We start from the raw sequence: 26,730 nt of genomic DNA on the forward strand, positions 1-26,730 counted from the left end.
CGGGTGAAAAGACCTAAAAACCGCACTGTTTTGTTTAACCCACGTATAGAAGAGCAGCGCTCATCTAAAAATTTTTACTAAAACAGCTGATGATAGCTGCGGCTTTCCGTCAGTGTTTTGTTGATCATCCGGACGATCTGTTCGACATGGTGCTGTAAGAAGAAATGATTCCCCTCAAAATAAAGGGTTTTACAGTTTCCTGCAGCATGGTTTTGCCAATCTGATATATCTTTTGCATTCATTGAATCTCCCTTTCCGTTTAGAACGGTTATATCGCATTCCATTTTGGCTGTTCTTTCTTTATAAATATAATTTTCCACCAATTTGAAATCGCTTTTTAGCAAGGGGACAAACAGGTCAAACAGTTCTTCATGATTTATCAGCTCTTCAGGCGTTCCCCCAAGCGCAATGATTTTTTCCTTAAAAAGATGATGGTTTAGCAGATGCAGTTTTTCTGTATTCCCTGCCCGGTTAGGCGCTTTAAAGCCCGAGAAAAACATATGTGCCGGCTTTGTTGAATCGGCCTCAGCCATTTTGTAATAAAGTTCATATGCCAAAAGGCTTCCCATGCTGTGTCCAAAAACAGCATAGTCACGGCCATTGACAACGCCTTGAACCTGTTCAAAAATGTCTTGAACCGCCTCTTCCATATTCTCGTAAAAAGGCTCATCAAATCGTTTTCCCCTTCCTTTTAACTGTACCGGATAAATCTCGATTTCCGGATTTACATGGCGCTTCCACGGGTAAAATACTGCTTCCGATCCGCCGGCATACGGCAAACAACATAGTATCATCTTATGATTCACTCCATTCCGGGCGTTTTCGCTGATCAGATTTGCATGTTCAACCATTAATCTATCGTGACGTCAGCTACCTGATTCAGTTCCAAAAACTTCGGCAGGATGAGCATGTAAAATATACCGACGGCAATAAGGCTTCCTCCGACGAGCCAATAAAGGCTTTCAAGCGCTATAAATGCGGGATAAAGCGCTGCAATGAAAAGAAGGGTCAGCGACTGTGAAAGCATCATGACCGGATTAATCCAGCCTTGCACTCTTCCCATCATTTTCGGGTTGACGATGCTTGGTATCCACCCGCCAATCGCGATGTTGATGCCGGGAAGCGAAAGGGCGATGAAGAAGGAGCTGACCATATAAAGCCAAATATTGTTGACCAGGGAGCCGGAAATCGTGGCGCTTCCGGAGACAATCAGCGCTAGAATCAATATGTGATAGAGCTTCAATTTTTGAGAAAGAATCGATGCAGCGATGCTGCCTGTCAAAAATCCTGCACCGAAAACAATGCCGAGCACAATGGACATTTCTTCATAGGTTTCAGGGGCAAGCTTGTATTTTAAAATAAATACCTGCATGACCGAAAGCCCTCCATTTACAACACCGAAAAGGCTGAATCCGGACACGAGAGCGAGCAGCAATTTATGCTGCAGTATATAGCTGAAGCCAAGCTTAAATTCATTCCATACACTGGCAATGTTCAATTGTCGAATGGAATGCTTTCCATTCGGCATACGAACCTCCTTGGATATCCGGCAGGCTTGTATAAGCAGGCCGCTGACTACAAAACTGGCTGCGTCAACAAGAACGGCGCCTTCCACTCCAAGCGTCCAATAACAAAATACGCCAAGTCCATTGCCGAACAACATAAATAAACTGGCGACCATTTGATTCAATCCGACGGCTACTGAATACTCGTTTTCAGATAAAATTCCTTGTATGAGAGAGGTTTGGGCGGGATTGAAAAAGCTTTTTACAGCATTTCTAAAAAATAAGACTGCAAATGTAAACGGCATCCATTCTATATAGAGGGATAACAATAATAAAATCGATAAACCGGCACAAATCCAGTCGCAATTCTTGGCGATTTTTTGCCGGTCAAACCGGTCAGCGAAAACGCCCACAAGAAAAAATACGGCCAATGTAGGCAAAGACAACATAAGCTCGGTTATGGTGGCATATGCGGGCTGCTGCGAAAAGCGATCAAGGAGATAATACAGAAGTGCAGTCAGTCCAATGATTCCACCCATTTGCGAGGCGAAAGATGCTAAAAACAGCAGCGCATAATTTTTGTTTTGAAAAATAGAAAACAGTTTTTTCATAGGGGCCCCCTAATTTGTCCGATTTTAGCAGAAGGTTTTTCAAACAGACGGCTTTGATTATTATTTCGATAAACTTTCATGTGCTGATTTTCATCTCCTATCGTCTTGTTTTTTATTTTCGGCGCTTTACTTCTATCGTTGAATATGAAACCAAATATGTATAATACATATAAATCCGCGCTTCTCGGCCTGATTTCCATTTTTATTCCAAACATTGATTTCTCAGCAAAATGAAAGCGGAATTTTTACACATCCCCCCTTTAATTTACAAAGTATTAAAAAAAATGAAAATAATTCTAAGGTTATAGATTCGTTCAATTTCAACAATATCCTCTATCGATATTCAATTTTTTAGAAAATGTCCTTTCCTCACAAAAATTGATATTTGTATAAAATGAAATTTAAATAAAAAACGCTTCCTGTATGCCTGCACATACGGGAAGCGGAGAACCTGATTCAATTTGATACTGTTATATTGCGGCCCTAGCCAGCAAAGCCGTTATCAAGCACTTCAATCATCGAAGAAGTCATTTTTGCGTGTTTTTTTGTGCGCTCTACGAGTTTTATGATGTTTTGGCTGGCCTGCCGAGAACCTAAAACCAATAATGGAACGCCGATCGGATCGATTTTAAGCCTCCTTGAAAATAAGCCGCCAAAGGTCATAGCCAAGGGCACCGTAGGGGACGTATTTGAAAAGACGACCTTTTCATGCAGTGTCCCGTTTTTTTCAAACAGTTCAAGAACGCCCCGCATCGCCGGAATCACCGCCTTTGATGACCCTCTGCCGATGGTGTATACTTTATGGCCTTCTTCATCAAGACCGTGAAAGATTAATTTTCCCATTTCTTTTGGACTTAATTGATTAAAACAATCCGTATTTAAGATTTCATGCTTCGTCGGCTTTCTGCCGAATGGAAGTTTTTTGAGATGATATGCGGCTGCAAGGGCAGATGAATGTGTTCCGCCATAGCAATTATAAATAAAGATCAACAAATTCACCCCTCACTTTTTGTTTTCTTTTAATGTGCGACAAACATCCGATTGTTATTTATATCTTTCCTTCAGCACATTTTTAATAGCCGTCACATAGCCTAAAAACTTTTTATTGCATGAGCTTTCCCTTGTCCACAGCCCAAATCGCGAAAAAAAAGCCTCCCGTTGAGGAATGCTGATCTCCAATTGAATGCTCAGACCTGTCTTATTTTTGTTATTCAAATTATCGGGATCGGTGCCTGCCAATCGATGATTTTCATCCACCAGTTCAGCAGAAAAACCGCTTTCCACTAGCGCATCGACGATCGCTTGTCCGCCTTCCTTGTCCGTTCCCCCGACAAGTGTATGTTCCTCTGTGTCATTATACCCATGAACTGATAAAACATAGCTGTGCTCTGCGACTTTTTCCAACGCAGTCGGTTCATCAAAATGATTGCTCGTAATATGCAAATCCAGATTTTGCGAAGATTTAATCCCTTCGAACAAATATGTTGAATACTCATCGCTGAAGGCCCGCACAATTTCGCTGACCCCTCCTTCGATACCGCCGCCGTGCGGAGATAAGACGAGCAATTCGGTGCCCCTGTCCGTATATTCTATGTTGTAATCTACACCTTCTGTTTCGTTTTCAGCAAGCTCTGCAAAATTCGCGTACTTATCCTGAATGCCTGAAGCCTTGATTTCTTGAGGACACTGCCATATGACAGCCGTACATAATCCCATGATCAACCATATGATGCATCTTTTTTTCATCACTTGGTTCCATTCTTCCTGCACCTTAGAAACTCCTTCGCTGAGATATTTTGTTCCGAGTCTGCTCCACATGTTCTATTCGAAACAGAGATATACTAAAAAAATGGTAAAAAATTACTTTTCCTATTCGCCCATGTGCTATTTTATATAACTAGAACAGCGAGATGAAAGCGTCCTTTACCTTATTTTTGGTCGGATGTCCGCTTGTGTTTCCAGAGGCACAGAAACTCTTTTGGAACACACTTTGTATAACGATTGCCTTACACAGCCCAAGTGCCTTCAGATCACAGGGAGGCAAAAGTATGAACAGAAATCTCAGTTCAGCAACTCTAGGGGGACAAAGTCTTCCTGCTTTTTTATGAATTTTTACGCCTTCCTATTGATTGAACGGAGAAAAAGACGATCAATAGGAAACGCTAACAAAAAAAGACTTGCCTAAAGGCAAATCTTTTTTTCGGAAATGTACGGTCGGGGTATGATCCATCTATTTTTTATAAAAAGCGCCCCGGCCTACTTTTTCAACAATGGATGGAAACAGCTGATAAAGCTTGCTTACCCCGTTCATCCAGGAAGGAAGATTGATTTCGCGCTTATTTGTCATCATGGCGGAGACGACTTTCTGTGCGACTTTGTCAGGGGTAAGCATCCATTTGCCGATGCTTTCCTCATAATCTCCATTTTGGTCGGCTGTCTTGAAAAAATCAGTTTTAATCGGACCGGGATTTACGGTTGTCACGTTCACCCCGGTATCGGCAAGCTCCATTCTCAGGCTGTTTGAAAACCCAAGCACAGCATGCTTTGTCGCAGCATAAAGGCCTGATTTCGGCGTTGAAATTTTGCCTGCTTGCGACGCGATATTGATAATATGACCGCTGTTTTGCGCAATCATATGCGGCAGTGCCATCTTCGTGCAGGCAATCAGTCCAAACACGTTGACTTCAAACATCGATTTCATGTCCTCAAGAGACGCTTCGATGGCGGTTTCAAAAATGCCAAAACCGGCATTATTGACAAGTATGTCAACCGGACCGGCTGTTTTGAAAGCCGCTTCTATTTCCTCTGTCCGGCTGACATCCAAAACAAGTGTCCGGCATGCGGCGCCGAACTCTGACGTGATTTTTTTTTGCACTGTTTTAAGACGGCTGTCGCTGCGGGCGGCAAGAATCACTTCCGCCCCCTCTGCTGCCGAAAAATAGGCGATTCGTTCGCCCAGCCCTCCTGACGCTCCTGTGATCAGGATGGTTTTGCCTTTCAATCTTTTGTTCATTTTTCCACCCGCTTTATATGATAATAAAAGATGCCATCTGCTTCCCCGCTGGCGATGAGGCCGCGTGATTGCAAATCATCAAGCTGTCCGACTGTTTCAGACATTGTCAGAAACAGCTCTTTTTCGTATACGGCGGGAAACAGCTTCCGGCATATTTCAAATGCGGTATGAGGTTTTTCCGAAAGCATGCGGTACACCTCATCCGCCCGGCTTCGCTGTTTTTCCAGGCGTCTTGCGATGAGTTCTTGGATGGCGGTAATGTTTTCGCCGTGCCCCGGATAAACAACCGAGAGCGGAAGCTCAAGCAGCCGTTTGATTGATGCCAGATAATCCAAGAGCGGGGCTGATCGCTCTTCCTCTTTTTGCGGCGTTTCTAATAAAGGATTTGAAGAGGATGGCTTTAACAATAAATCTCCGCCAAGCATACTGCCGCTTTTCTCATGAAAAAGCGCAATATGAGAAGAGGCATGCCCGGGCGTCTCAAGCACCCTCCAACCTTCAAGTCCGTCAATCGTGCTGCCTTCCGTTACGGTTTTCGTCAAAGACCGCTTGCATGAAAAGCGATAGGACCGCTTGACCGTAAGACTCAGGGACCCCATAGTATCGGGAACTCCAAACTGTTTAAATAAATATGTAAAAAACGATTGCTGTTTTTCGATAAAAGCAGGGCTCTGACTGATATACGCCTCATTGAACGGATGTCCGACCACGGCTGCGCCGGGACATTCATCCAGCAATCCGGCATGGTCGGCATGATGATGTGTCAGCACAACCTGATCAATATCATCCAGTGTCAGCCCGTGCTCAGCAAGCTTGTTCTTTAAAACAGCGGCAGCCTTCTCTGTTTTCGGGCCGGCATCAATCAATGTCAGCGCCTCTCCTTTTATCAAATAAATATTGACGTCCCCGATTGCAAACGGAGTCGGCAACGAAATTGGAATGATGCGTTCATCTTTCATTATGTTCTTCTCCCTCGTCCTGCGAAATCATATTGATCATATTTTACCGTTTTCTCCCCCGCATGTCATTTTTGCTGAAAATGCCTGTTGACACATGCTTGTTCTCCGTAGCATAATGAACAACAAACAAATGCTGCGATCAACTTGAATGATAAAGACGCTATGAAGAGGAATAGTAAACAGGCAAATGGCGAAAAAGAGAGTGAAATTCCCGGCTGAAAAATTTCACAGCCCGCTTTCCTGTTGAACCTGCCCTCTGAGCGCTTAGGCAAACCTAAACGTTTCCCGCGTTACGGGCAAGAGCTGAGCATATGACATGCTAATGTAGGTGGTACCGCGAAACCTTTTCGTCCTATAAGATGACGGAAAGGTTTTTTGTTTTTTCAAGAAGGAGGAATCAATATATGAAGCATATAGGTTTTATCGGAGCTGGTTCGATGGCCGAGGCCATGATAAAAGGACTTGTCAAAAGCGGTGCAGTTAAACCGGGTCAGATTGTCGTTACCAACCACTCTAACAGAGCCCGGCTTATGGAGCTTCAAGGGGCGTACGGGATTCGTGCTGAAGCGGATACCCGGAAAGTCGTGAACATGTCCGATACGATCGTTTTGGCGATGAAGCCGAAAGATGCGGAAGCGGGCATCAGCGAAATCAGGCCATATGTAAGAAAAGACCAGCTTGTGGTTTCGATACTTGCCGGCATCCCGATTGATACGATTCAGCACTATGCCGGACAGCAATTGCCGGTGGTCAGGGCGATGCCAAATACATCGGCATCAATACAAAAATCAGCGACAGCCTTTGCGGCAAGTCCGCTCGTTACCGAAGCGCAGATTCGCGAAGTGACCGGTCTTTTTCAGACGATCGGAAGTGTCACAGCCGTTGAAGAATCCGACCTTGATGCGGTTACAGCAGTTGCAGGAAGCGGTCCTGCATTTGTTTACCGCTTTGTCGAGGCGCTTCAATCATCAGCCGGGGAATTGGGTCTCGATGAATCAACGGCCAAACAGCTGATTATCGATATGATGTCAGGGGCGGCGAAAATGCTTGAAACCGGAATGGACCCTTCTCTCATGAGAAAAGAGATTACAAGCCCGGGCGGAACGACGGAAGCAGGTCTCCGCGTTCTTGAAGCGCGCCAATTTGAAAAAGCGGTGGCGGACTGTGTGAAGGAAGCGGCGAAGCGGTCCAGAGAGATCAGAGACCAGTTTGCCGTCAACGTATAAAAAAAGCCGGACCAATAGCGGTTCGGCTTTTTTAAATGTTTTCTGCAGCAGGGGCGGCCACTTTTAGATCACACCGGAGGATTCGCTCAGGTTAAGCCAGCAATCTGCCAACCGCAAGCTGAATCAAGTCGGGCAGCGTGCTGAACGAAAAAGGGACATGCAGGCGCTCCGTCCATTTATGAGGATCCTTTCCGACAGGTCCGATATTCAAGACAGGGACAAACAGTGTGTTTTCTTCACCGTCAGGCAGAAAGTAGCCCCTCTGAAAAAGCGGCATATTGTCTGTAAAGGCATCGACCGACTGCTTTTGCAGCTGAAGATAGCTTAAATCCGACAGGCCCGGGAAGTATTGAACTTGTTCAAACGAAAGGCCGTACCGGCCGGCAGCATACGCTGTGACATCGCCGATCGTCTCTTGAATGAGCGGATCGTCCTTTGAAGAGACGGCGGGATAAAAAGGCGGACTGTAAAACAGCACGATCATCGGCGCGTCGTCCTTACAGAGGGAGATCAGTTCAGATACGATGTTCGCAGAAAAATCGCGGTCTCCGAGCTCCCCTCTGTTGGCAAACGCAAAGTTGAGCACGCGTTCGGCTTCCGCTCCGCCCGCTTTTTCCCGCGCCCTTTCTACAAGCTCCTCAAAGGTCATGACAGAGATATTCCGTTCAATTGGGGTAAAGGCATCAAAGCGCTGATAGTCAAGAACTTTTTGTTCCATGTTCGTTTTGATATTGATTGCCGCTTTTTTAGCGGTATCCAGCAGCATGCTATGCAGCTCGCTTGCCGACCGCTTCATCATCAACACGTTAAACAGCGAAACTGCAGTGTGCGGAGTCTGCACGGAGTACGCCTCTTTTAAATCCTTTTGCATCAGATTGGCCGGGGGAGGTGTTACCTCACCGTCCGCTTCTTCACAATAGCCGACATTTAATTCGAGAAGCCGGTTGATTTCAGACACCATCAGATTCGCGTTCAAGCCTGAAAACGGTTCACCGACATGAGTCTCAATCCCTTTGCAGAAAAAGCCGGCCAGCACCTTGCCGATGCTTCCTGAATAGACGTAAAGGTTCGAATCTCCCGGATGTTTTTCAAACATTGGCTCACAATTTAAACAGGCTGTGAACTGTATGTCATATTCCTTTTCCAGCGCTTTCAAAACCGGGACCGCCTCAATCATTCCCTGTGAATTCACTTCTTCATCAGGCACAGCAATCAAAAGCAGATTTCCGTCAAAAGTGCCGTTCATCGCCCGCTCAAGCATTGCAAATTGAACAGCGAGACCCGCTTTCATATCCATGCTGCCCCTGCCGAACAGCCACTCTCCGCTTTCTAAATCCTTTTTAACCCGTTCAGGGAGCAGGTCTTTTTTCTCGGCCAAAGAATCCATCAGCTCAAGCGGTTTGCATGCCATATGCTTAAATTCCCCATAGTCCGCCGTATCGACGATATCAAAATGACTGAGCAGCAGCACCGTCTTTTTTTTCGCGGGCTTTTGAACGAGCGCCGTCAAAAAACTGCGGCCGTCTTTCATCGGATGGAGCTTCAAATGATCGGAATGCTTTCGAAAATACGAACGGTCTTTTAATAAATTGTACATATACTCCGCGAGTGCGGCTTCCCCGCTCGTGCCTGAGATGCTTTCATATTGAACGAGAGAAATTAACAGCTGTTTTAATTGTTCCTCTGTCTGCCATTTCACAAAGAAGGCCCCCTTTTTTCCCCATGATGTATCCTATAATATTTTTTTTCAAAAAATAGAATATCGTCAATTTCATTTTACAGAAGATGCTGACGTCTGAAAACGACTTGAGCAGTTTATATGACGAGAATGGTCAGAATTGGTATAATCAATTCGAAAACTTACGGGAGGCGAAAGAAATGAGTAATCGAAAATTATTTTCACCATGGAGCCTAAAAGGAGTTACACTAAAAAACCGGATCGTCATGTCGCCTATGTGCATGTATTCCTCCCATGAAAAGGACGGAAAAGTTCAGCCGTTTCACATGACTCATTACATATCCCGCGCTGTCGGGCAGGTCGGACTGATTATGGTTGAAGCCACCGCTGTTACACCGGAGGGAAGAATTTCCGATCAGGATTTGGGAATCTGGGATGATGCACACATTGAAGGCTTGGCAGCTTTAACATCGCAAATAAAACCTTACGGCAGCAAAACGGCGATTCAATTGGCGCATGCCGGGAGGAAAGCGGAAGTAGAAGGCACAATCTACGGACCTTCGGCGATTCCTTTTGACGAACAATCACGAACACCTGTTGAAATGACAAAAGAAGACATTAAAGAAACCGTCCAGGCCTTCAAAAAAGGTGCTGAGCGTGCGAAAGCGGCCGGCTTTGATATTATCGAAATACACGGAGCGCACGGCTATCTCATTAACGAATTTTTATCCCCGCTTTCCAACCATCGCGAGGATGAATACGGCGGATCGCCGGAAAACCGCTACCGCTTGCTCCGCGAAGTGATTGACGCGGTAAAAGAAGTCTGGGACGGTCCTTTATTCGTACGGGTGTCAGCTTCTGATTATCAGACAAATGGACTCGATGTGGCCGATTATGTGGGATTCGGCAAATGGATGAAAGAACAGGGCGTTGACTTGATCGACGTCAGCTCAGGTGCAGTCGTGCCAGCCGACATCAACGTCTTTCCAGGCTACCAGGTCAGCTTCGCCGATACGATCCGCGCCCAGGCCGAAATTCAGACTGGCGCGGTCGGACTCATCACAAACGGCTTGCAGGCTGAAGAAATATTGCAAAACGGACGTGCTGATTTAATATTTGTTGCAAGAGAGCTGCTGAGAGATCCTTATTGGCCAAAAACGGCGGCAAAACAGCTCAATACAACGATCGAAGGCCCCGTTCAGTACGACAGAGCCTGGTAATGGAATCTTGATTGGAAATACCCCGATGTTTTCGGGGTTTTTATTTTTTTACTTCATGGAGAAACGTTCCTCCTTCTTTATGCGTCTTCCCTAATAGAACACCATATACAGAGAGAGGATGACCTCCATGAATCCAGCTTTAACGGAGAGAACATATACAGTTGAAGGGTGTACGTTTTATACAAAACATAGAAAAGGAAAAGAAGACGCAACGATTATTTTTGAAGCCGGCTACGGTTTTTCTTCAGATACGTGGCAGCAGATTCTGCCCGATATTGACGAAGAGCTCGGCCTTTTTGTATATGACCGCGCCGGTCTCGGAAAGAGCGGCCCAACCAGGGAAAAAAGAACGGCAGACCAGATGGCGAAGGAATTAAAAGCGCTTCTTCAAGCAGCGGGTGTAAAACCGCCTTACCTATTTGTCGCCCATTCGTTCGGCGCCGTCATCGCAAGGCTGTTTGCCAGCCGGTACAGCGGTGACATTATCGGACTTGTACTGCTGGATCCCGCTTGTGAACATCAGGAGCAAACCGTGCTTCCGCTTCTGCCAAAAGAAGCGCAGGCCGACTATTTCAAACAGTTTTCAACCGAGGCTTCCCATGAAGAGTTTATCCAAAGCCTGTACATGATGAAACAGGAGCAAAAGCACCTGGGGACGGTTCCTTTGCTCGTCCTCTCCTCGGGAAAGTGCTCACCTGCTCTCGAAAAAGCCCATCATGAATGGCTGAAGCTTCACGGCAGTCTGCTGTCTCTATCACAACAAAGCGGCTGGATTAAAGCCAAAAACAGCTCCCATTTGATCCATCATGATGAGCCACATATCGTCCAGCTCGCCATTTATGACGTATGGTACGCCGCGCAAAGGCAGTACGGGTATGTCTATCAAACCGCGAACTAACAAAACAAGCAGCCCGCCCGGCTGCTTGTTTTGTTACTTTGTTTCACGGTGAATCGTGTATCTTTTCAAACGCGGAGAATATTTTTTCAATTCAAGCCGGTCTGGATTCGTCCGTTTGTTTTTTGTTGTAATATAGTTTCGGTCTCCTGTTTCAGTGCATGCCAGCGTAATTTTCACTCTCATGTTGATCCTCCTCATAAAACGAAATCATTACGTTTTATTATACACCATCATCCTGCCATGTCAACAAAAAGCTTCCCGGGTTCCGGGAAGCTTTCGATGTTTTTTATCTTCGCTTTACTTCATATTCATAAAAATCAAAGGCAGCTGTGCTGTTTGGGAAGATGCCTTTTGCTTCACTTACCAATTCATTGACGCTCTCACCTTGATAACGGGCGCTGATATGCGTCAAAATCAGCTGCCCCGCCCCTGCCGCCTTGGCTGTTTCGGCGGCTTGTTCTGTTGTGCTGTGATAATAATCACCGGCAAGCTCCCGGTCGCCTTTGGCAAATGTCGCTTCATGGACGAGCACATCGGCATTTTCCGCAAGTATCTTCACGTTCTCGCATTGCTTTGTATCCCCGGAAATGGCAATGATCCGCCCCTTTTTCGGAGGACCGATAAAATCCGCGCCATTCACCGTCCGGCCATCCTCCAATGTCACCGTCTCGCCATTTTTCAGCTTTTGATAAACCGGCCCCGGCGAAATTCCGGCCTCTTTTAATGCTTCAGCATCGAGCGCTCCCGGAATGTCCTTTTCCTCGATCCGGTAGCCGAAGGCCGGAATTCCGTGAACAACGCTTTTGGCCGTTACGATGAATTGATCGTCTTCAAAAACGATCCCCTCCTCAATCTCTTCAATGACTAAAGGATAGGTCAAGTGCGTTCCGGTCGCATCAAGCACCGTTTCAAGATATGTTTTGATCCCTTTTGGCCCGTAGACGGTCAAGAGGCTTTCTCCGCCTTGAAAAGAACGGCTGCTGACAAGCCCGGGAAGGCCGTATACATGGTCTCCGTGCAGATGGGTAATAAAGATTTTTTCAATTTTTCTAGGTTTAATCGATGTATGTAAAATTTGATGCTGTGTAGCCTCCCCGCAATCAAACAGCCACACAGACCGTCTTTCCTCTAATAGCTTGAGCGCAACAGATGTGACATTCCGCGTTTTCGCCGGAATGCCCGCTCCCGTTCCTAAAAATAATAATTCCAATTGTCCGTTCCTCCTGTAAAGCTGATCATATCTACAAGCATACAGGAAGACCGCAAAAAAAGAAATGCAGGTCTTTTGATCACGTTTATATTCTAATGTAAGAAAAATTCCCCAGAAGATTTCAGTAAACTTTTCGCATCAAATGGTCTCAAATGTTTGCTTTAAGGAACTAATAGCTTTAAAATGAAGAAAATAAACTTATGCTTCGAATAAAGTGAGGTACGTTTAGTTGAAAAAAGAACACATTGAACCAAAAGCTGTAATCGTTATATTTGGCGCAACAGGGGATTTGGCAAAACGAAAACTTTACCCGTCTATTCACAGGCTTTACGAAAACGGTCAAATCGGCGATGAATTCGCTGTCGTCGGTGTGGGAAGACGTCCTTGGACAAACGAAGACTTCCGCAGCACCGTGGAGCGGTCAATTTCAAAGTTTCCATTAAATGAGAAGGATGTTGACGAGTTTACATCCCACTTCTATTACCACCCGTTTGATGTCACAAATCCTGACTCATATCAAGAATTAAACGGACTGCTCGAGCAGCTGGAAAATACATATCATATTCCGAATAACCGGATGTTTTATTTGGCGATGGCACCCGAATTTTTCGGAACGATTGCCAAGTTCTTAAAATCAGAGGGCGTCACTTCGACAAACGGCTGGTCACGCCTTATCATCGAAAAGCCGTTCGGCCACGATCTGCCGAGTGCAAAAGCGCTCAACCAAGAGATTCGCGAAGCCTTTTCTGAGGATCAAATCTACCGGATTGACCACTATTTAGGCAAGCAAATGGTCCAAAATATCGAGGTCATCCGTTTCGCGAACGCAATATTTGAACCGCTTTGGACGAACCGCTATATCTCAAACATTCAAATTACATCAAGCGAGGAATTAGGCGTCGAAGACCGCGCGAGATATTACGAGAAATCAGGGGCGCTTAGAGACATGGTTCAAAACCATATTCTGCAGATGGTCGCATTGCTTGCGATGGAGCCGCCGATCAAGCTGAACACTCAAGAAATCCGCAGCGAAAAAGTGAAAGTGCTCAGAGCCATGCGTCCAATTAAAAAAGACGAAGTCGACCAGTATTTTGTCCGCGGCCAATATGACGCCGGTGTGGTTGATGACAAACAGGTTCCGGCCTATCGCGATGAACAAAATGTCGCCGAAGATTCCAACACGGAAACATTCGTCGCCGGCAAACTGCTGATTGACAACTTCCGCTGGGCCGGAGTGCCGTTTTATATCCGGACGGGAAAACGAATGAAGAAAAAATCAACACAGATCGTCGTGCAATTCAAGGATATTCCGATGAATCTGTATTACGGAAACGGCAATACGATGCATCCGAACCTTTTGGTGATCCATATTCAGCCTGATGAGGGCATCACCCTCCATTTAAATGCGAGGAAGCTTGGCGGCGGCACATTTGCGCAGCCGATTAAGCTCGACTATTGCCATAACTGCGGGGACGGCATCAATACGCCGGAAGCGTATGAAAAGCTGATTCTCGACTGTCTGCACGGCGACGCGACAAACTTTGCCCACTGGGATGAAGTGGCCCTTTCCTGGAGCTTTGTCGATGCGATTTCACAATACTGGGAAGAAAACAAAACATTGGCGCCAAACTATGAAGCTGGCTCCATGGGGCCGAAAGCCGCTGACGACCTTCTCGCCAAAGACGGTTTTCACTGGTGGCCGATCTAATTTAAAAAACAGCCTTCAAAAAATGAAGGCTGTTTTAGATTGTTGACAAAATCCTAAAACGGTTTTCAGTTTTAGGATTTTGTCATCCTTTCAGCGTGATTGAAAACCCTTGCAGTCTAGGAAGGCCGAGCATCGGAGCGGAGCGAATGTGGAATTCGTGAGCACCGACGCACAGGCCTGACAACGAATGCGAGGGTTTGTCGACACGCTGAAACAGCCTTCAAAAATTGAAGGCTGTTTTTTTACGCTTTCAGCGCCGGTATTTCTTCAGGGCGGCTTCTATCGCGTTTCCATATCAGCTGAAGGATGAATAAGAGAAGGAATATACCGAGCCCTATCATATCTGTGTATCCTTCAGGATAAATCAGCAAAAGGCCGCTGAGCGCCGCAAGGATTCTTTCAAACCAGAACACTTTCCTCATCCAATACCCGATCATCCCCGCTCCGATAGCAATCATTCCTGCCAATGCCGTAAAGATGACCCAAATGATTTCATACCAGTGGGCATCAATCAGCAGCAGCTCAGGCGATAGTACGAAAACATACGGGATGATAAAGGCGGCAACGGCCAATTTGGCGGAAATGACACCGGTCCTGATCGGCTCGCCCCCCGCAACACCCGCCGCGGCAAACGCAGCCAAGGCGACCGGCGGTGTAATATCAGCGACAATCCCAAAGTAAAAGACGAACAAATGAGCCGACAGATCAGGCACGCTCAGCATAATAAGCGCCGGCGCCGCTATCGTCGATGTAATTACATAGTTAGCCGTTGTAGGCGATCCCATCCCAAGGACGAGGGCGGCAATCATCGTCAAAAAGAGAGATGGCAGCAAAGCTCCTCCGGCTAAATCAAGCAGCCCGTTGGCAAGCTTCAAACCGAGCCCTGTCTTTGTTACCACGCCGACGATAATGCCGGCCGCCGCCGTCGCGGCAGCGACAGAAAGCGCCATTCTCGCCCCGTCAGCAAGGGCCTGAATGATGCCTTTGACGCCCATTCTTGTATCCTTGTTAAAAAAGCCGACAATGACAGCCAGGACGATCGAATACAATGCCGCATGCATGACAGTGATCCCGGTCATTAAAAGAAAGACGACCGCAACAATCGGAAGGAGGAGATAGATTTTTTTAAATACCTCTTTGCGGTTCGGCATCTCTTCTTTTCTCAAACCCCTCAAACCGAGCCGCTTCGCTTCAAAATGGGTCATGATCCAAATTCCCGTAAAATAAAGCACAGCCGGTATTGCGGCCGCCTTTGCGATGTCCCAGTACGTAATTCCGCCGCCGATAAACTCCACCATTAAAAAAGCAGCCGCTCCCATAATCGGAGGCATCAGCTGGCCGCCGGTCGAAGCTGACGCTTCCACCGCACCGGCAAACTCTTTTTTGTAGCCGAGCTTTTTCATCATCGGAATCGTAAACGATCCGGATGTGACGACATTGGCAACAGAGCTGCCGCTGATCGTTCCCTGCAGGGCGCTTGAGAAGATTGCCACTTTGGCGGGTCCCCCCGTGCTTCTTCCCGCAACCGCCACGGCGAGATCGTTAAAATATTGTCCCACACCCGTTTGAACGAGAAAGGCGCCGAATAAAATAAACAGGAAAATGAAGGTTGAGGAGACGGCCAGCGGTGTCCCCAAGATGCCTTCCGTTGTAAAATACATGGTCTGAATAAGCCGTTCCAGCGTCAGTCCGTTGTGGGACAAAAAACCGGGCAGACTGGAGCCGTAAAGGCCGTACAACAGAAACAAGCCGGCTATGATCGTAATCGGCAGCCCGACGGCTCTTCTCGTCGCTTCCAATACGAGCAGGACAGCCAATAATCCGACATAGAAGTCAACAGTTGTAATCAGGCCGATTCCTGTGACGATCGTTTCATAATTGATGACCCAATAGACGCCGACTCCTGCTCCTAAAACGGCTAAAACCGCGTCATACCAGGCCACTTTACATGTTCCGGCTGCCTTGAGATTCTTTGTCGCCGGAAACAGCAAAAAGATCAGGCCGAGCGCAAATCCCAAATGAACCGATCTTTGGATTTGCGCTGGAAACACCCCGAAAATGGCCGTGTATAATTGGAATAATGAAAAGCTGAGAAGGCCGGCGAAAGCGATGATCCCAGCCCAGCCCGCAAGCTTTCTCGTCCCGGCCTCAGGATCGTATTTTTCCAGCAGCTCCTGCTGCTCTTTTTCAGAAAGCGACATCCCGTGCTCCTTTTGTTCAGCCATTTATCTCCACTCCCTTCAATTGCTGCAAAACATTGATTTTTTGAACCGACATCCTTGTCCACGAACCCGGGGGAATATAGCGCTTTAATTCGTATTCCTTGCCTTTGTACTTGAGCCTGTGATTTGCCCTCACCCTTCCGATCCGCATATCGATGTACGGAAACGTCCGCTTCATATTGGAAAGGGTGTAAGTTCCGTCTGTAATGATAAGCTTTTCTCCCTGTTCCGCATTTGCCGGCATGCCGACCGCCGGATCATGATATACCAGGGCAGTCTGCCGGATCACCCCGTTTTCCCACACATACGTTTCTGCCACTTTTGTTTTGTGGATGGAATGCGTATAGATGATATCAAACGTTTTTTCCTTTTGCAGGGGAAGAAAAGCCATGACATCATCGCTGTCTTCTTTCTTGAATACAACGGCCGGCATATACGGAATCATACAGGCCGCCGTCACCATACAGGCGCAGCATACAGCCGCAAGCCATGCAAGCTTTTTCTGTTTTCCCATGATCCGCATATCCTCCGCTGATAGAAAAACGATAGACCATGGTTTCAGGTGCGGCGGTCTATCGTTTCAGATATTTACATATCAAAGACAATCGCAGATTACGATTTTTCGATCCCTTTTTCTTTAAAGTATTTGGCGGCGCCCGGGTGAATCTCGATATCGCCCAACCCTTCGAGCGCTGTCTCCGGCTTAATAAACTCACCCTTTGCATGATTGATTTTATCTGCTTCAAACAGCGCTTTCGTCATCTGATAGACCGTATCCTCATCAAGCTTGTCGGTGGCGACGAGCATCGCTTTAACGGCAACGGTGCTGACATCTTGGCCAATGCCGTAGGTGCCGCGTTTAATCGTGTCCTTGGCGTAAAACGGATACTGTTCGATCAGCTTTTTCTGCTTGTCTTCTTCAATATTTAAAATCTTGATTTTATTTTGGGCGGAAAGCCCTTCAACTGCCCCGGTAGGCGTTCCCGCCGTAATAAATGCAGCATCGATCGCTCCGGATTGAATGCCGTCGGTTGATTCTTCGAACGATAGATTTTGCGGTTTAATATCGTCAAAGGTGAGCCCGTGGACCTCCAAAATCTGCTTCGCATTGATATTGACCCCTGCACCTGCGGCACCTACAGAGACCGTTTTGCCTTTTAAATCGTCAACAGATTTGATTCCGCTCTTTTCTGTCGTTACGATTTGAACGGTTTCAGGATAAAGGGCGGCAATCGCTTTGATTCCGTCAATTTTTTGCTTGAACATCTCTTTTCCTTCAATGGCATATGTGGCAATGTCGGTTTGTGAAAAAGCGACTTCAGCCTCACCTTTTTGGAGAGTGGCCATATTTTCAGCTGAGGCGCCTGTTGTCTGTGTCGTAAATTTATCGCCTGTCGCTTCTTCCCAAAGGTTTGCAAACTGTCCTCCAAGCGGATAATATGTACCGCCTGTACCGCCCGTCAGCAGGCTGTAGCTTCCTGACCCTTTAGACGCAGATCCGCCTTCCTTGTCACTTGAGGAATCATTGCTTCCGCATGCGGCCAGCCCCATGACAAGAGTCAGCAAAAACGCCGGCAACGATATGGCTTTCCACCTTTTCATGCATTTTCCCCCTTTTTTGTTATACAAATATCAATCTCATGGATCATAAAAAATGCACTAGTTGTCAATAAATTCGTTAAATTTCAACTGTTTAGTTAATTTTATGTGCGGGCAGTTTTTAATATGCCGCGTCATCCTAAAATCCCGTCCACATCAGGATGCCTTACTGGACATCTTAATCATTGGCCAGGCGAAGGGCAAGGATGATGGAAGGTTGTATTCCAAAACAAAACAAAAACCTGCTAAAGGCTGCAGGTTTTCTGGCTATTTTCGAATATGGACGCTGGAAAACACAAATTTATCATAACGATGCCGTGCAAACGAATATTCGAAAGGCTCGCCGGTATTTAAAAAAGCGACCTGTTCGACTTCCAGCACCGGATCGTCATAGGCGCACTCCAAATACTTCCGGTCCAGCTCCGTCGGCTTATCCGCCCTGATTTTCCGGTGGGAGCCGGCGATTGTCAGTTTTAATGTTTCGGTAATATGCCGATAAACAGAACCGTGAAGCACCTCTTCATTCAATTCTGAAATCAGGTTTGAAGGCATATACGTTTTTTCAATAACATACGGCTCGCCTTCCACCTTCCGCAGCCTGATAATGTGGTACACCGGAACGTTTTTTTCGATTGATAGTCGCTTTGCTACTTCATTTGACGGAAATTCGACATCAAATTGAATGATGCTGCTTTCAATCTGCTTGTTGGCAAGAAGCTTTGTCAGTCCGAGGTTTTCGCGGTCGGTCACACTGACGGGAAGATCATGAATGGACGATTTGATAATAAAGGTGCCGTGTCCCCGTTTCCTGTAAAGCATCCCTTCCGATACGAGGATATCGAGAGCCCTTTTCATCGTCATTCTGCTGCAGTCAAATTCTTTGGCAAGAGAAAGTTCATCAGGTATCGGCTGGTCGGCAGAGTAGTACTCTTCCCGGATTCTTCTCCTCATTTCATTAGAAATATATTCGTATTTTCTCATGTTTTAACCACCAGTACTAAGGATTCTGTTTTATACCAAGCTTCTTTATTATTATATCGATTTCTCGGTTGAAATAAAAAGATGGCCGAAAAGACCATCTCTTTCTGATTCATATGGACTCCAAAATCCTTAGCCGTAACATTTAAAAACCGTTGTTATCTATCACGCGTTTAAACCAATACCCGCTTTTTTTCACCGTCCGTTCTCCGTTTTTATCAAGATTGACGGATACGAATCCGTAGCGGTTTTTATAAGCGTTCGTCCATGACCAGTTGTCCATGAACGTCCACAGATGGTAGCCCTTCACATTCGAACCTTCCTGAATCGCCTTGTGGACCCATTTTAAGTGCTCTTTTATAAACTCAATCCGGTAGTCATCCTGAATCATCCCGTCTTCCCCGCGGAAGCGTTCTTCCCCTTCGACCCCCATGCCATTCTCAGAAATAAAGCATTCAATATTCCCGTAGTTGTTTTTGAGATTCATCAAAATGTCGTAAATTCCTTTCTCGTAAATCTCCCAGCCGCGGTGGCGGTTCATTTTCCTTCCGGGCATTTCATAATGGTCAAAGAAGCGTTCAGGCGTAAAAGGCGCGTTCGGATGAGGCAGGTGTTCTTTTGCCTTGACCCGTCTCGGCTGATAATAGTTGATTCCGAGCAGATCAACCGTATTGTTTTTGATCAGCTCCAAATCCCCCGGTTCCATATCGGGAAGAAAACCTTCTTCTTTTATGATATCGGCCAAAAGCTGAGGAAACTCCCCTTTAACCGCTGGATCAAGGAATGATCTGTTAAAAAAGGCGTCGGCTATTTCTGATGCTTTCACATCTTCGGGATGACGGCTTCGCGGATAGGACGGCGTCACATTTAAGATAATGCCGATTTTCCCGTCTCCGCCAAGCTTCCGGTATGCTTCTACAGCTTTGGCGTTTGACAAAATTTCATGGTAAGCGACCTGAACCGCTTTTTGAAAATCAATTTCGTTCGGATAATGAAAATCGTATAAATAGCCGCCTTCCACGGGGACAATCGGTTCGTTATGGGTAAACCATGTTTTCACCCGGTCTCCGTATAGGCGGAAACATGTTTCTGCATAGGAGACGAAATGGCTGACGACTTCACGGTTTTCCCAGCCGCCGATTTCCTGAAGGGCCATCGGCATATCGAAATGATAAAGGTTGACAAAAGGCTCGATGCCTGCCGCCGTCAGTTCATCAATCACATCGCTGTAAAAGGAAGCGCCTTCCGGGTTCAACTCACCTTTTCCTTCGGGGAAAAGCCTTGACCAGGATATCGAAAAACGGAACGAATGGTGTCCAAGCTCCTTCATCAGCTGAATATCTTCCTTATACGTCTCGTAAAATCTTGATGTCTCCTCAGGACCCACACCGTCAAAAAAGCGGTTCGGCTCTATTTCGTACCAGTGGTCCCAAATATTTTTCCCTTTTCCCCCTTCATTCGCCGCCCCTTCGATTTGGGTGGCGGAGGCTGCCGATCCCCACCAGAAGCCTTTTGGAAACCGGTATTGGGCCTGTGCTGTTTTTACTTCTGTTTTTGACATGTGATCAGTCTCCTTTTACAATCCTATCGTCTTATTTTGGTCAGGCACATTGATTTCCTGTTCTTTTTTCACGTTCATCCGGTCGATGAATGTAAGGAACGGAAACCATATTGCAAAGACGACGGCTAAATTGACAATTTGCAGGATGCCCCCGGCAAGCGAGTTGGTCGCCATCATTCCGCTGATAAAAATCGGAACCGTCCAGGGAATCGTCACACCGGTAGGCGGCGGGACGAGGCCTGATGCCATGGCAAAATACGTAATCAGCGTGACGATCATCGGTGACAATACCCACGGTATGATAATCAGCGGATTCATGACGATCGGCAGTCCGAAAATAATCGGCTCATTGACATTGAAGATGCCCGGAGCCGCTCCAAGCTTGGCTACCTGTTTGAGCTGCTTGCTTTTCATGAACAACAAAATCGCGACAATGACGGCCAAGGTCATACCGGTACCGCCCATGCCGACGGTATACACTTCCATGAACTGCTTATTGATAATATGCGGCACTTCCCCTGTTGCCGTATAGCTGTTTAAATTTTCAAGTGAAAGCGTATTCCAAATCGGGTCCATGACCGCGTTGATGATGATTTGGCCGTGCAGTCCGAAAAACCACAGCAGCTGGGTAAAAAATATCGCGATCAAAGTCGGGATAATACCGCTTCCAAGTCCGACAAGCGGAGCTTGAACAAGGTTGTAGATCAAATCGTGCAAATTCGAATGGAACGCCTGGGTTATGATGATATTGATGATTAAATAGACTGACAGCGTCATTACGGCCGGAATCAGCGCCGCAAATGATTTCGACACTGCAGGCGGAACGCCCGCGGGCATTTTGATCGTATAATTCTTTTGGACGAAGAACCTGAAAATCTCGGCTGCTGTGAAGGCGGTGATCATTCCGAGAAACATTCCTTTCGCACCGAGCCTGTCAACCGGAATGACATTGGCGATCGTTTGTCCGCCTTCGCCGTTTAACATAAACGGCGTCAAAATGAGAAAGGCTGCCAATGCGACGACTCCCCCAAAAACAGCTTCAACCTTATAACTTCTTGACAGATAATAGCCGATCCCGAAGACGACGAAAACGGACATGATATTGATCGTCGCACTCGGCGCGATGCTTAAAGCAGCTTGAAACGCTTCAAGCGCTGATTTGCTCATCATTTTATCAAGAAACGGCAAATTTGTGATGACAACGATAATCGACCCAAAAATCGTGAGTGGAAATGCCAGCATGAACGCGTCTCTAAGCACGCCTAAATACCGGTTGTTATTAAGCTTGCCGGCAATCGGAACTAAAAAACGGCTCAGTTTCTCAAACATGGACTTATCTCCCTTCTATTCTATTTGGCGCATCTTGAATTTTGTCTTTGAAAATTTCCAGAAGCTCATAAACCAGTTCCTTCATCGTGAGACTCGACATCAAATGGTCCTCCGCATGGATTAGAAGCAGAGAAACATCCTGTTTCTTGCCGCCGGCTTCTTGCTGAACCATTTGAAAATGAATGTCATGGGACTGCCTCAGGTCTTCTTCGGCCTGAACGAGCAGCTTCTCCGCTTTCCCGACGCTCCCTGCCCGGTATTCCCTCAAGGACTGGATAACCTTGCTGCGGGCATTCCCACTGTGAAGAATCAACTGAAAGCAAATTTGTTCGTCTGTCAATTTATTAAGTTTTGTCTTTTCCATTTCAATCAATCTCCCATCAGGCTTACCGCCTGTTCATACGCTTTTTTTCCATCTGCCATTCCATATGCCATCATATCAATCACATCAACCCGGATTCCGTATTTGTCCGCTTCTTTTTGCAGCTCATCTTTTAAAAAGCTCATTTGCGGCCCTATTAACACAACATCCGCCTGTTCCATTTCTTTTTTGGCCTGGTCTTGCCCAACCGCCCAAATTTTGGCTTCATCACCGATTGACTTTACGTATTCCTCCATTTTGGTGACGAGAAGGCTTGTCGACATTCCTGAACTGCATGCCAATAATATTTTTTTCATAATGATCCCCTTTCTATATTTAAAAGCGCTTTCAATATCTATTATTATAACTTTTTATTTTTAAATGTCTATACATTTAAAAATAAATGTTTGTATTTATTTTGGCTGATACAAAACAAAAAGCCCTCTCAATTGAGAGGACTTTTGTACAAACCCGTTTACCGCGCTTTTTTCTGAAAGAGGCGGACCGCTTCTTTCGGCACATAAAACGATCCATTGCTTTCGACGATGACGCTGTTTAATTCATATTCTTTTCCGTTGATCCGGATGATGTTTTTGTTGACCGGCATTTCTGCTTTTGCTTTTTTGCGCGATACGGTAAGCACTGGGTTTGCAGGGTCTTTTTTATCAACTTTGACGCGGGCGCCTGCTTTTTTGAACGCTTCGCCGGCTTCAATAAAGATTTCGTTTGTTAATTTGTCTAAATTGAATCCCATCGCTTTGGCCATTGTCTTGGCTATGTCGGTATTCTCGATAAGCCCCTGCGGTTTTTCCGGTCCATACGAATACAGGAAGACGTCTTCCCCTGTGTGGCCTCCAGTTGTAAAGCCGAGATTCGCACGGTTTGCGAGCAATTTAACCAAAACAGAGCCGACAGCTTTTTTGTCTTTCGCGCCTTTCAGCTGTTCTTTTTCGGGTGCTGTTAAATTGTCCAGTCCGTACAGCCGGGCGACTTCTTCAATGTTTGACAAATCATCTTTTAATTTGCCTGTGGCGCCCTCAAGCGTCATTTTCGCTTTTTTGAGCGGATCAATGTATGCCGATACAGGTGTTTGATCATAGCCTTTTGTCGTATTGCTGTTGCCGATCGAAATCCCGCTGTTTCCATGGTCGGAGACGGCGATGACCATTGTATTCTTATCCTTTTTGGCGAACTCCAGTGCTTCTTTGACTGCGTTATCAAATGCCAGCACATCGCTGATCATGCCGATCGGATCATTTTGATGCGCCGCCCAGTCCGGCTTGCTTCCTTCGACAAATAAGAAGAAACCGTCTTTATCCTTTGACAGCGTCTGAATCGATTTTTTCGTCATCTCGGCAAGCGTCGGCTGTTCGGGATGTGTAGTGCCCCGGTCCATGTCATAAGCGAGGTCGCGCTGGGAAAAGGCGCCCCAGATTTTTTTTGATTTGGAACGGAGGAGTTCATCCTTTGTTTCCACAAAATCATACTTTTTCTCTTGAATCACGTTCACGAGGTCTTCATTGTCTTTGCGGTTTTTTTCCTTCGTTCCCGGCTGAAGCGAATCCTTTCCTCCCCCTAGGACAATGTCCATGTTTTGATAGACCTGTTGTTCCCCGAGCACTTCAAAGTTATTACGGTTCAAATGGTGGGCGGAATAGGAAGCTGGCGTAGCGTGCTGAATTTCTGATGTCGCGATGATACCGGTTGCTCTGCCGGTCTTTTTCGCTCCTTCCAGCACATTTGCCAAAGGACGATAATGATCTTTTTCACTGACAGGCTCGGCCCCCGGCGAATTCACCACTGAAGGCTTCACTCCGACATATGAGGAGTTTGACTTGTTGCCCGTGGCCATGGCCGTTCCGGCAGGCGCTGAATCTGTAATCGCCGATTCTGCCGAATACGTTCTGACTCCGCCTGTCACAATGCTGTCCAATGCAAGCGGTTCGCCTTTATACCAACGCGCCAAAGTTGTAGCTGTGGAGCTTGTTCCATCCATTACCATCATAATGACGTTTTTGGCTTTGCGATCTTCTTTTTTCTTCGCTGTTTCCATTGCGGCGCTGCCTGTTCCCGCCGACCCTAAGGCTACAGCACCCGCTAATGTGATGCCGACAATTCTGTTGCGGAAAAATCCCATCTGTACTCCCTCCAAAACTGCTTTTTTACTGACAAGCCTACACTATCATTCCCTTGTAAACAGGTCTTTTATTTTCTATTAATCTTATGTAAATATTCATGTAGTATGATGAAAAGAAGGCCTTTCGCCTTCTTTTTGCCTTATCCTTTTCCAGCCTGAAAACCCGGATATTTCGTCATTCCGCCATCAACATAAAGCGTCAGCCCCGTGACATAGCTTGCTTCGTCCGACGCCAGCCAGACCGCGCAGGCCGCCACTTCTTCCGGTTTTCCGATATACCCGATCGGAATCAGTTCGATAACTCCTTTTTTCAATTCAGGATCTGCAAATTTTTCGGCGTTAATCGGCGTATCGATCGCACCTGGTCCGATGGCGTTCACACGGATGCCTTTCGGAGCGTATTCAAGAGCGAGCGTTTCCGTCAATAATTTCGCCCCCCCTTTGCTTGCTGCATAATGCACAAAGTGAGGCCACGGAATCTGCTGGTGAACGGATGACATATTGATGACAGACCCTTTGATTCCGTTATCAATCATATAGCTGATCGCTTCCCGGCATCCTAAAAACATTCCCGTCAAATTGGTTGAAATCACGCGATTCCAATCTTCCAGCGACAAATCCTCTGAAGGGACTTCATTTTCAACGCCGGCATTATTCACCATGATGTCAACCGAGCCAAACGAATCAACCGCTTTATTGATAAGCGCTTTTACGTCTTCTTCTTTTGAGACGTCCCCCTGAAAAGCGACCGCTTTGGCGCCGCTTTTTTCAATTTCTGTTACCGTTTCTTCCGGGTTTTCTTCTTCTTTAAAATAGTTGATGACGACGTTGGCCTTTTCCGCACCGAACCGCAATGCCATCGCTTTCCCAAGGCCCGTGCCGGCCCCTGTGATCACAACCGTTTTTCCATGTAAACTTGGATACATGTCTTTGATTCCTCCTTATGAAAACGATTTGTTCTGATAGGTTGCCACAGAACGGCGGAAAGCATGCATCCGGCAGGAACCAAAAAAACCGCAGCCGTTATGGCTGCGGTTTGTCGCTATCATTTATTTCATCCACTCAGTGTGGAAAATGCCTTCTTTGTCTGTACGCTCATACGTATGGGCGCCAAAGTAGTCGCGCTGTGCCTGAATCAAGTTGGCCGGCAGCGTCGCTGTGCGGTAGCTGTCAAAATAAGCGAGAGCGCTTGAGAAGCACGGTACCGGAATTCCTTGTTCAACCGCAAGGGAAACCGTCTTGCGAAGTGCTCCTTGATAGCTTTCAACAATGTCTTTGAAATAAGGGTCAAGCAGCAGGTTGTCAAGTTCAGGATTGCGGTCATACGCATCTTTGATTTTTTGCAGGAAGGCTGCGCGGATGATGCATCCACCGCGGAAAATCATCGCGATATCACCGTATTTTAAATCCCAGCCGTATTCTTCTGAAGCGGCTTTCATTTGGGCGAAGCCTTGCGCATAAGAACAGATTTTGCTCATGAAGAGGGCTTTTCTGACCGCTTCAATTAGTTCTTCTTTGTTTTCCGTTACCGGTTTCGCTTCAGGACCTGTAAGCAGCTTGCTCGCTTTGACGCGCTCTTCTTTCATCGCCGAGATGAAACGTGCAAACACGGATTCCGTAATAATCGGAAGCGGAACGCCAAGGTCAAGCGCGCTCTGGCTTGTCCATTTTCCTGTTCCTTTTTGGCCTGCTTTGTCTAAAATCACGTCAACCATCGGCTTGCCTGTTTCTTCGTCTTTTTTCGTGAAGATATCAGCAGTGATTTCGATCAGATAGCTGTCAAGCTCTCCTTTGTTCCACTCTGCGAACACTTCATGAAGCTCATCAGATGATAAGCCGAGAAGATTCTTCAGAATGAAGTAAGATTCGGAGATCAGCTGCATGTCGCCGTATTCAATGCCGTTGTGGACCATTTTGACGTAGTGGCCCGCACCGTCCGGCCCGATATAAGTCGTGCAAGGTTCTCCATCCACTTTTGCGGAAATCGCTTCAAGAATCGGCTTGACAAGCTCGTAAGCCTCTTTTTGCCCGCCAGGCATAATAGACGGGCCTTTCAGCGCGCCTTCTTCACCGCCGGAGACCCCGGTCCCGATAAAGTGAATACCGCTTTCGGCAAGCTCCCTATTGCGTCTTTGCGTATCTTTATAATATGTATTTCCGCCGTCAATCAGGATATCGCCTTTTTCAAGATGAGGCAGGAGCGACTGGATTGTAGCGTCTGTCGGCGTTCCCGCTTTGACCATCAGCAAGATTTTGCGGGGCTTTTCAAGAGATGCGACAAACTCTTCAATGCTGTATGTGCCGACAACGTTTTTGCCTTCGGCCTCTTTCAAAAACTCTTCCGTTTTCTCGCTTGATCTGTTGTAGACAGAAACCGAAAATCCGCGGCTTTCAATATTCAAAGCCAAGTTTTTTCCCATAACTGCTAAACCAACTACACCTATTTGCTGTTTTGCCATGTCTAACGTCCCTTCTAAACGCTTTGCATTAATAATTTAATTTTTATTTAAATTGA

General features: G+C 46.5%; 24 protein-coding genes and 1 other annotated feature. Of the genes, 4 read left to right on the forward strand and 20 right to left on the reverse strand.

The window, feature by feature from the left end; genetic code table 11:
- Positions 1-77: 77 nt before the first annotated feature.
- From R5H20_RS14495 to R5H20_RS14520, 6 genes are all read right to left on the reverse strand, one after another.
- Complete coding sequence (locus tag R5H20_RS14495) at positions 78-794, reverse strand: thioesterase II family protein (RefSeq protein ID WP_029419407.1); 717 nt, start codon at positions 792-794, stop codon at positions 78-80.
- A gap of 56 nt (positions 795-850) precedes the next feature.
- Positions 851-2,116, reverse strand: coding sequence for an MFS transporter (locus tag R5H20_RS14500; protein WP_006637437.1), 1,266 nt, complete (start codon positions 2,114-2,116; stop codon positions 851-853).
- Between the two features lie 483 nt (positions 2,117-2,599).
- Entirely contained in the window at positions 2,600-3,106 is a 507-nt protein-coding gene (locus R5H20_RS14505) for a DUF3189 family protein (protein WP_006637439.1), read from the reverse strand.
- Positions 3,107-3,160: 54 nt separating this feature from the next.
- Complete coding sequence (locus tag R5H20_RS14510) at positions 3,161-3,886, reverse strand: poly-gamma-glutamate hydrolase family protein (RefSeq protein ID WP_006637440.1); 726 nt, start codon at positions 3,884-3,886, stop codon at positions 3,161-3,163.
- Positions 3,887-4,346: 460 nt separating this feature from the next.
- Complete coding sequence (locus R5H20_RS14515) at positions 4,347-5,129, reverse strand: SDR family NAD(P)-dependent oxidoreductase (RefSeq protein ID WP_006637441.1); 783 nt, start codon at positions 5,127-5,129, stop codon at positions 4,347-4,349.
- On the reverse strand, positions 5,126-6,088 hold the full coding sequence (locus R5H20_RS14520) for an MBL fold metallo-hydrolase (RefSeq protein ID WP_006637442.1): 963 nt from the start codon (positions 6,086-6,088) through the stop codon (positions 5,126-5,128). The genes R5H20_RS14515 and R5H20_RS14520 overlap by 4 nt, the downstream gene beginning before the upstream one ends.
- A gap of 153 nt (positions 6,089-6,241) precedes the next feature.
- Positions 6,242-6,446: a binding site (T-box leader), on the forward strand.
- A 46-nt stretch (positions 6,447-6,492) separates the two neighbouring features.
- Here R5H20_RS14520 and proC point away from each other — a divergent pair.
- The gene (gene proC / locus R5H20_RS14525) at positions 6,493-7,314 is read left to right on the forward strand and encodes a pyrroline-5-carboxylate reductase (protein ID WP_006637443.1); all 822 of its coding nucleotides are present in this window, start codon (positions 6,493-6,495) and stop codon (positions 7,312-7,314) included.
- A gap of 91 nt (positions 7,315-7,405) precedes the next feature.
- Here proC and R5H20_RS14530 read toward each other — a convergent pair whose 3' ends face one another.
- Positions 7,406-9,013: a M20/M25/M40 family metallo-hydrolase gene (locus R5H20_RS14530; RefSeq protein ID WP_006637444.1), complete on the reverse strand. Its 1,608-nt coding sequence runs from the start codon at positions 9,011-9,013 to the stop codon at positions 7,406-7,408.
- Between the two features lie 179 nt (positions 9,014-9,192).
- Between R5H20_RS14530 and namA the strand changes: the two genes are divergently transcribed.
- Positions 9,193-10,212, forward strand: a complete 1,020-nt coding sequence (namA, locus tag R5H20_RS14535) for an NADPH dehydrogenase NamA (RefSeq protein ID WP_006637445.1) — start codon at positions 9,193-9,195, stop codon at positions 10,210-10,212.
- A gap of 127 nt (positions 10,213-10,339) precedes the next feature.
- Positions 10,340-11,110: an alpha/beta fold hydrolase gene (locus R5H20_RS14540; protein ID WP_006637446.1), complete on the forward strand. Its 771-nt coding sequence runs from the start codon at positions 10,340-10,342 to the stop codon at positions 11,108-11,110.
- Between the two features lie 33 nt (positions 11,111-11,143).
- Here R5H20_RS14540 and rpmG read toward each other — a convergent pair whose 3' ends face one another.
- Together rpmG and rnz are read right to left on the reverse strand one after the other, a co-directional pair.
- Positions 11,144-11,293: a 50S ribosomal protein L33 gene (gene rpmG / locus R5H20_RS14545; RefSeq protein WP_006637447.1), complete on the reverse strand. Its 150-nt coding sequence runs from the start codon at positions 11,291-11,293 to the stop codon at positions 11,144-11,146.
- A gap of 103 nt (positions 11,294-11,396) precedes the next feature.
- Positions 11,397-12,320 (reverse strand): ribonuclease Z, encoded by a 924-nt coding sequence (gene rnz, locus R5H20_RS14550; protein ID WP_006637448.1) that lies wholly within the window; start codon positions 12,318-12,320, stop codon positions 11,397-11,399.
- A gap of 229 nt (positions 12,321-12,549) precedes the next feature.
- On the opposite strand from rnz, the gene zwf reads away from it, so the two are divergent.
- Entirely contained in the window at positions 12,550-14,028 is a 1,479-nt protein-coding gene (gene zwf / locus R5H20_RS14555) for a glucose-6-phosphate dehydrogenase (protein ID WP_006637449.1), read from the forward strand.
- A 242-nt stretch (positions 14,029-14,270) separates the two neighbouring features.
- Here zwf and R5H20_RS14560 read toward each other — a convergent pair whose 3' ends face one another.
- The 11 genes from R5H20_RS14560 to gndA form a co-directional block, all read right to left on the reverse strand.
- On the reverse strand, positions 14,271-16,253 hold the full coding sequence (locus R5H20_RS14560; RefSeq protein ID WP_006637450.1) for a TRAP transporter permease: 1,983 nt from the start codon (positions 16,251-16,253) through the stop codon (positions 14,271-14,273).
- The gene (locus tag R5H20_RS14565; protein ID WP_006637451.1) at positions 16,246-16,764 is read right to left on the reverse strand and encodes a DUF1850 domain-containing protein; all 519 of its coding nucleotides are present in this window, start codon (positions 16,762-16,764) and stop codon (positions 16,246-16,248) included. Before R5H20_RS14565 ends, R5H20_RS14560 begins: the two co-directional genes overlap by 8 nt.
- A 98-nt stretch (positions 16,765-16,862) precedes the next feature.
- The gene (locus R5H20_RS14570; RefSeq protein ID WP_006637452.1) at positions 16,863-17,852 is read right to left on the reverse strand and encodes a TAXI family TRAP transporter solute-binding subunit; all 990 of its coding nucleotides are present in this window, start codon (positions 17,850-17,852) and stop codon (positions 16,863-16,865) included.
- Positions 17,853-18,116: 264 nt separating this feature from the next.
- Positions 18,117-18,830, reverse strand: coding sequence for a GntR family transcriptional regulator (locus tag R5H20_RS14575; protein ID WP_006637453.1), 714 nt, complete (start codon positions 18,828-18,830; stop codon positions 18,117-18,119).
- Between the two features lie 142 nt (positions 18,831-18,972).
- On the reverse strand, positions 18,973-20,388 hold the full coding sequence (locus R5H20_RS14580) for a glycoside hydrolase family 1 protein (RefSeq protein WP_006637454.1): 1,416 nt from the start codon (positions 20,386-20,388) through the stop codon (positions 18,973-18,975).
- A gap of 15 nt (positions 20,389-20,403) precedes the next feature.
- Complete coding sequence (gene celB, locus R5H20_RS14585) at positions 20,404-21,717, reverse strand: PTS cellobiose transporter subunit IIC (RefSeq protein WP_006637455.1); 1,314 nt, start codon at positions 21,715-21,717, stop codon at positions 20,404-20,406.
- 4 nt (positions 21,718-21,721) lie between these two features.
- On the reverse strand, positions 21,722-22,081 hold the full coding sequence (locus tag R5H20_RS14590; protein ID WP_006637456.1) for a PTS sugar transporter subunit IIA: 360 nt from the start codon (positions 22,079-22,081) through the stop codon (positions 21,722-21,724).
- Positions 22,082-22,086: 5 nt separating this feature from the next.
- Entirely contained in the window at positions 22,087-22,395 is a 309-nt protein-coding gene (locus R5H20_RS14595) for a PTS sugar transporter subunit IIB (protein WP_006637457.1), read from the reverse strand.
- A 158-nt stretch (positions 22,396-22,553) separates the two neighbouring features.
- Positions 22,554-24,215: an alkaline phosphatase gene (locus R5H20_RS14600; protein WP_006637458.1), complete on the reverse strand. Its 1,662-nt coding sequence runs from the start codon at positions 24,213-24,215 to the stop codon at positions 22,554-22,556.
- Between the two features lie 140 nt (positions 24,216-24,355).
- Positions 24,356-25,141: a glucose 1-dehydrogenase gene (locus R5H20_RS14605; protein WP_006637459.1), complete on the reverse strand. Its 786-nt coding sequence runs from the start codon at positions 25,139-25,141 to the stop codon at positions 24,356-24,358.
- Positions 25,142-25,264: 123 nt separating this feature from the next.
- Positions 25,265-26,674 (reverse strand): NADP-dependent phosphogluconate dehydrogenase, encoded by a 1,410-nt coding sequence (gene gndA, locus R5H20_RS14610; RefSeq protein WP_006637460.1) that lies wholly within the window; start codon positions 26,672-26,674, stop codon positions 25,265-25,267.
- Positions 26,675-26,730 lie beyond the last annotated feature (56 nt).

The sequence above is a fragment of the Bacillus sp. KICET-3 genome, from assembly GCF_033261025.1.
Lineage (GTDB): Bacteria > Bacillota > Bacilli > Bacillales > Bacillaceae > Bacillus > Bacillus sonorensis.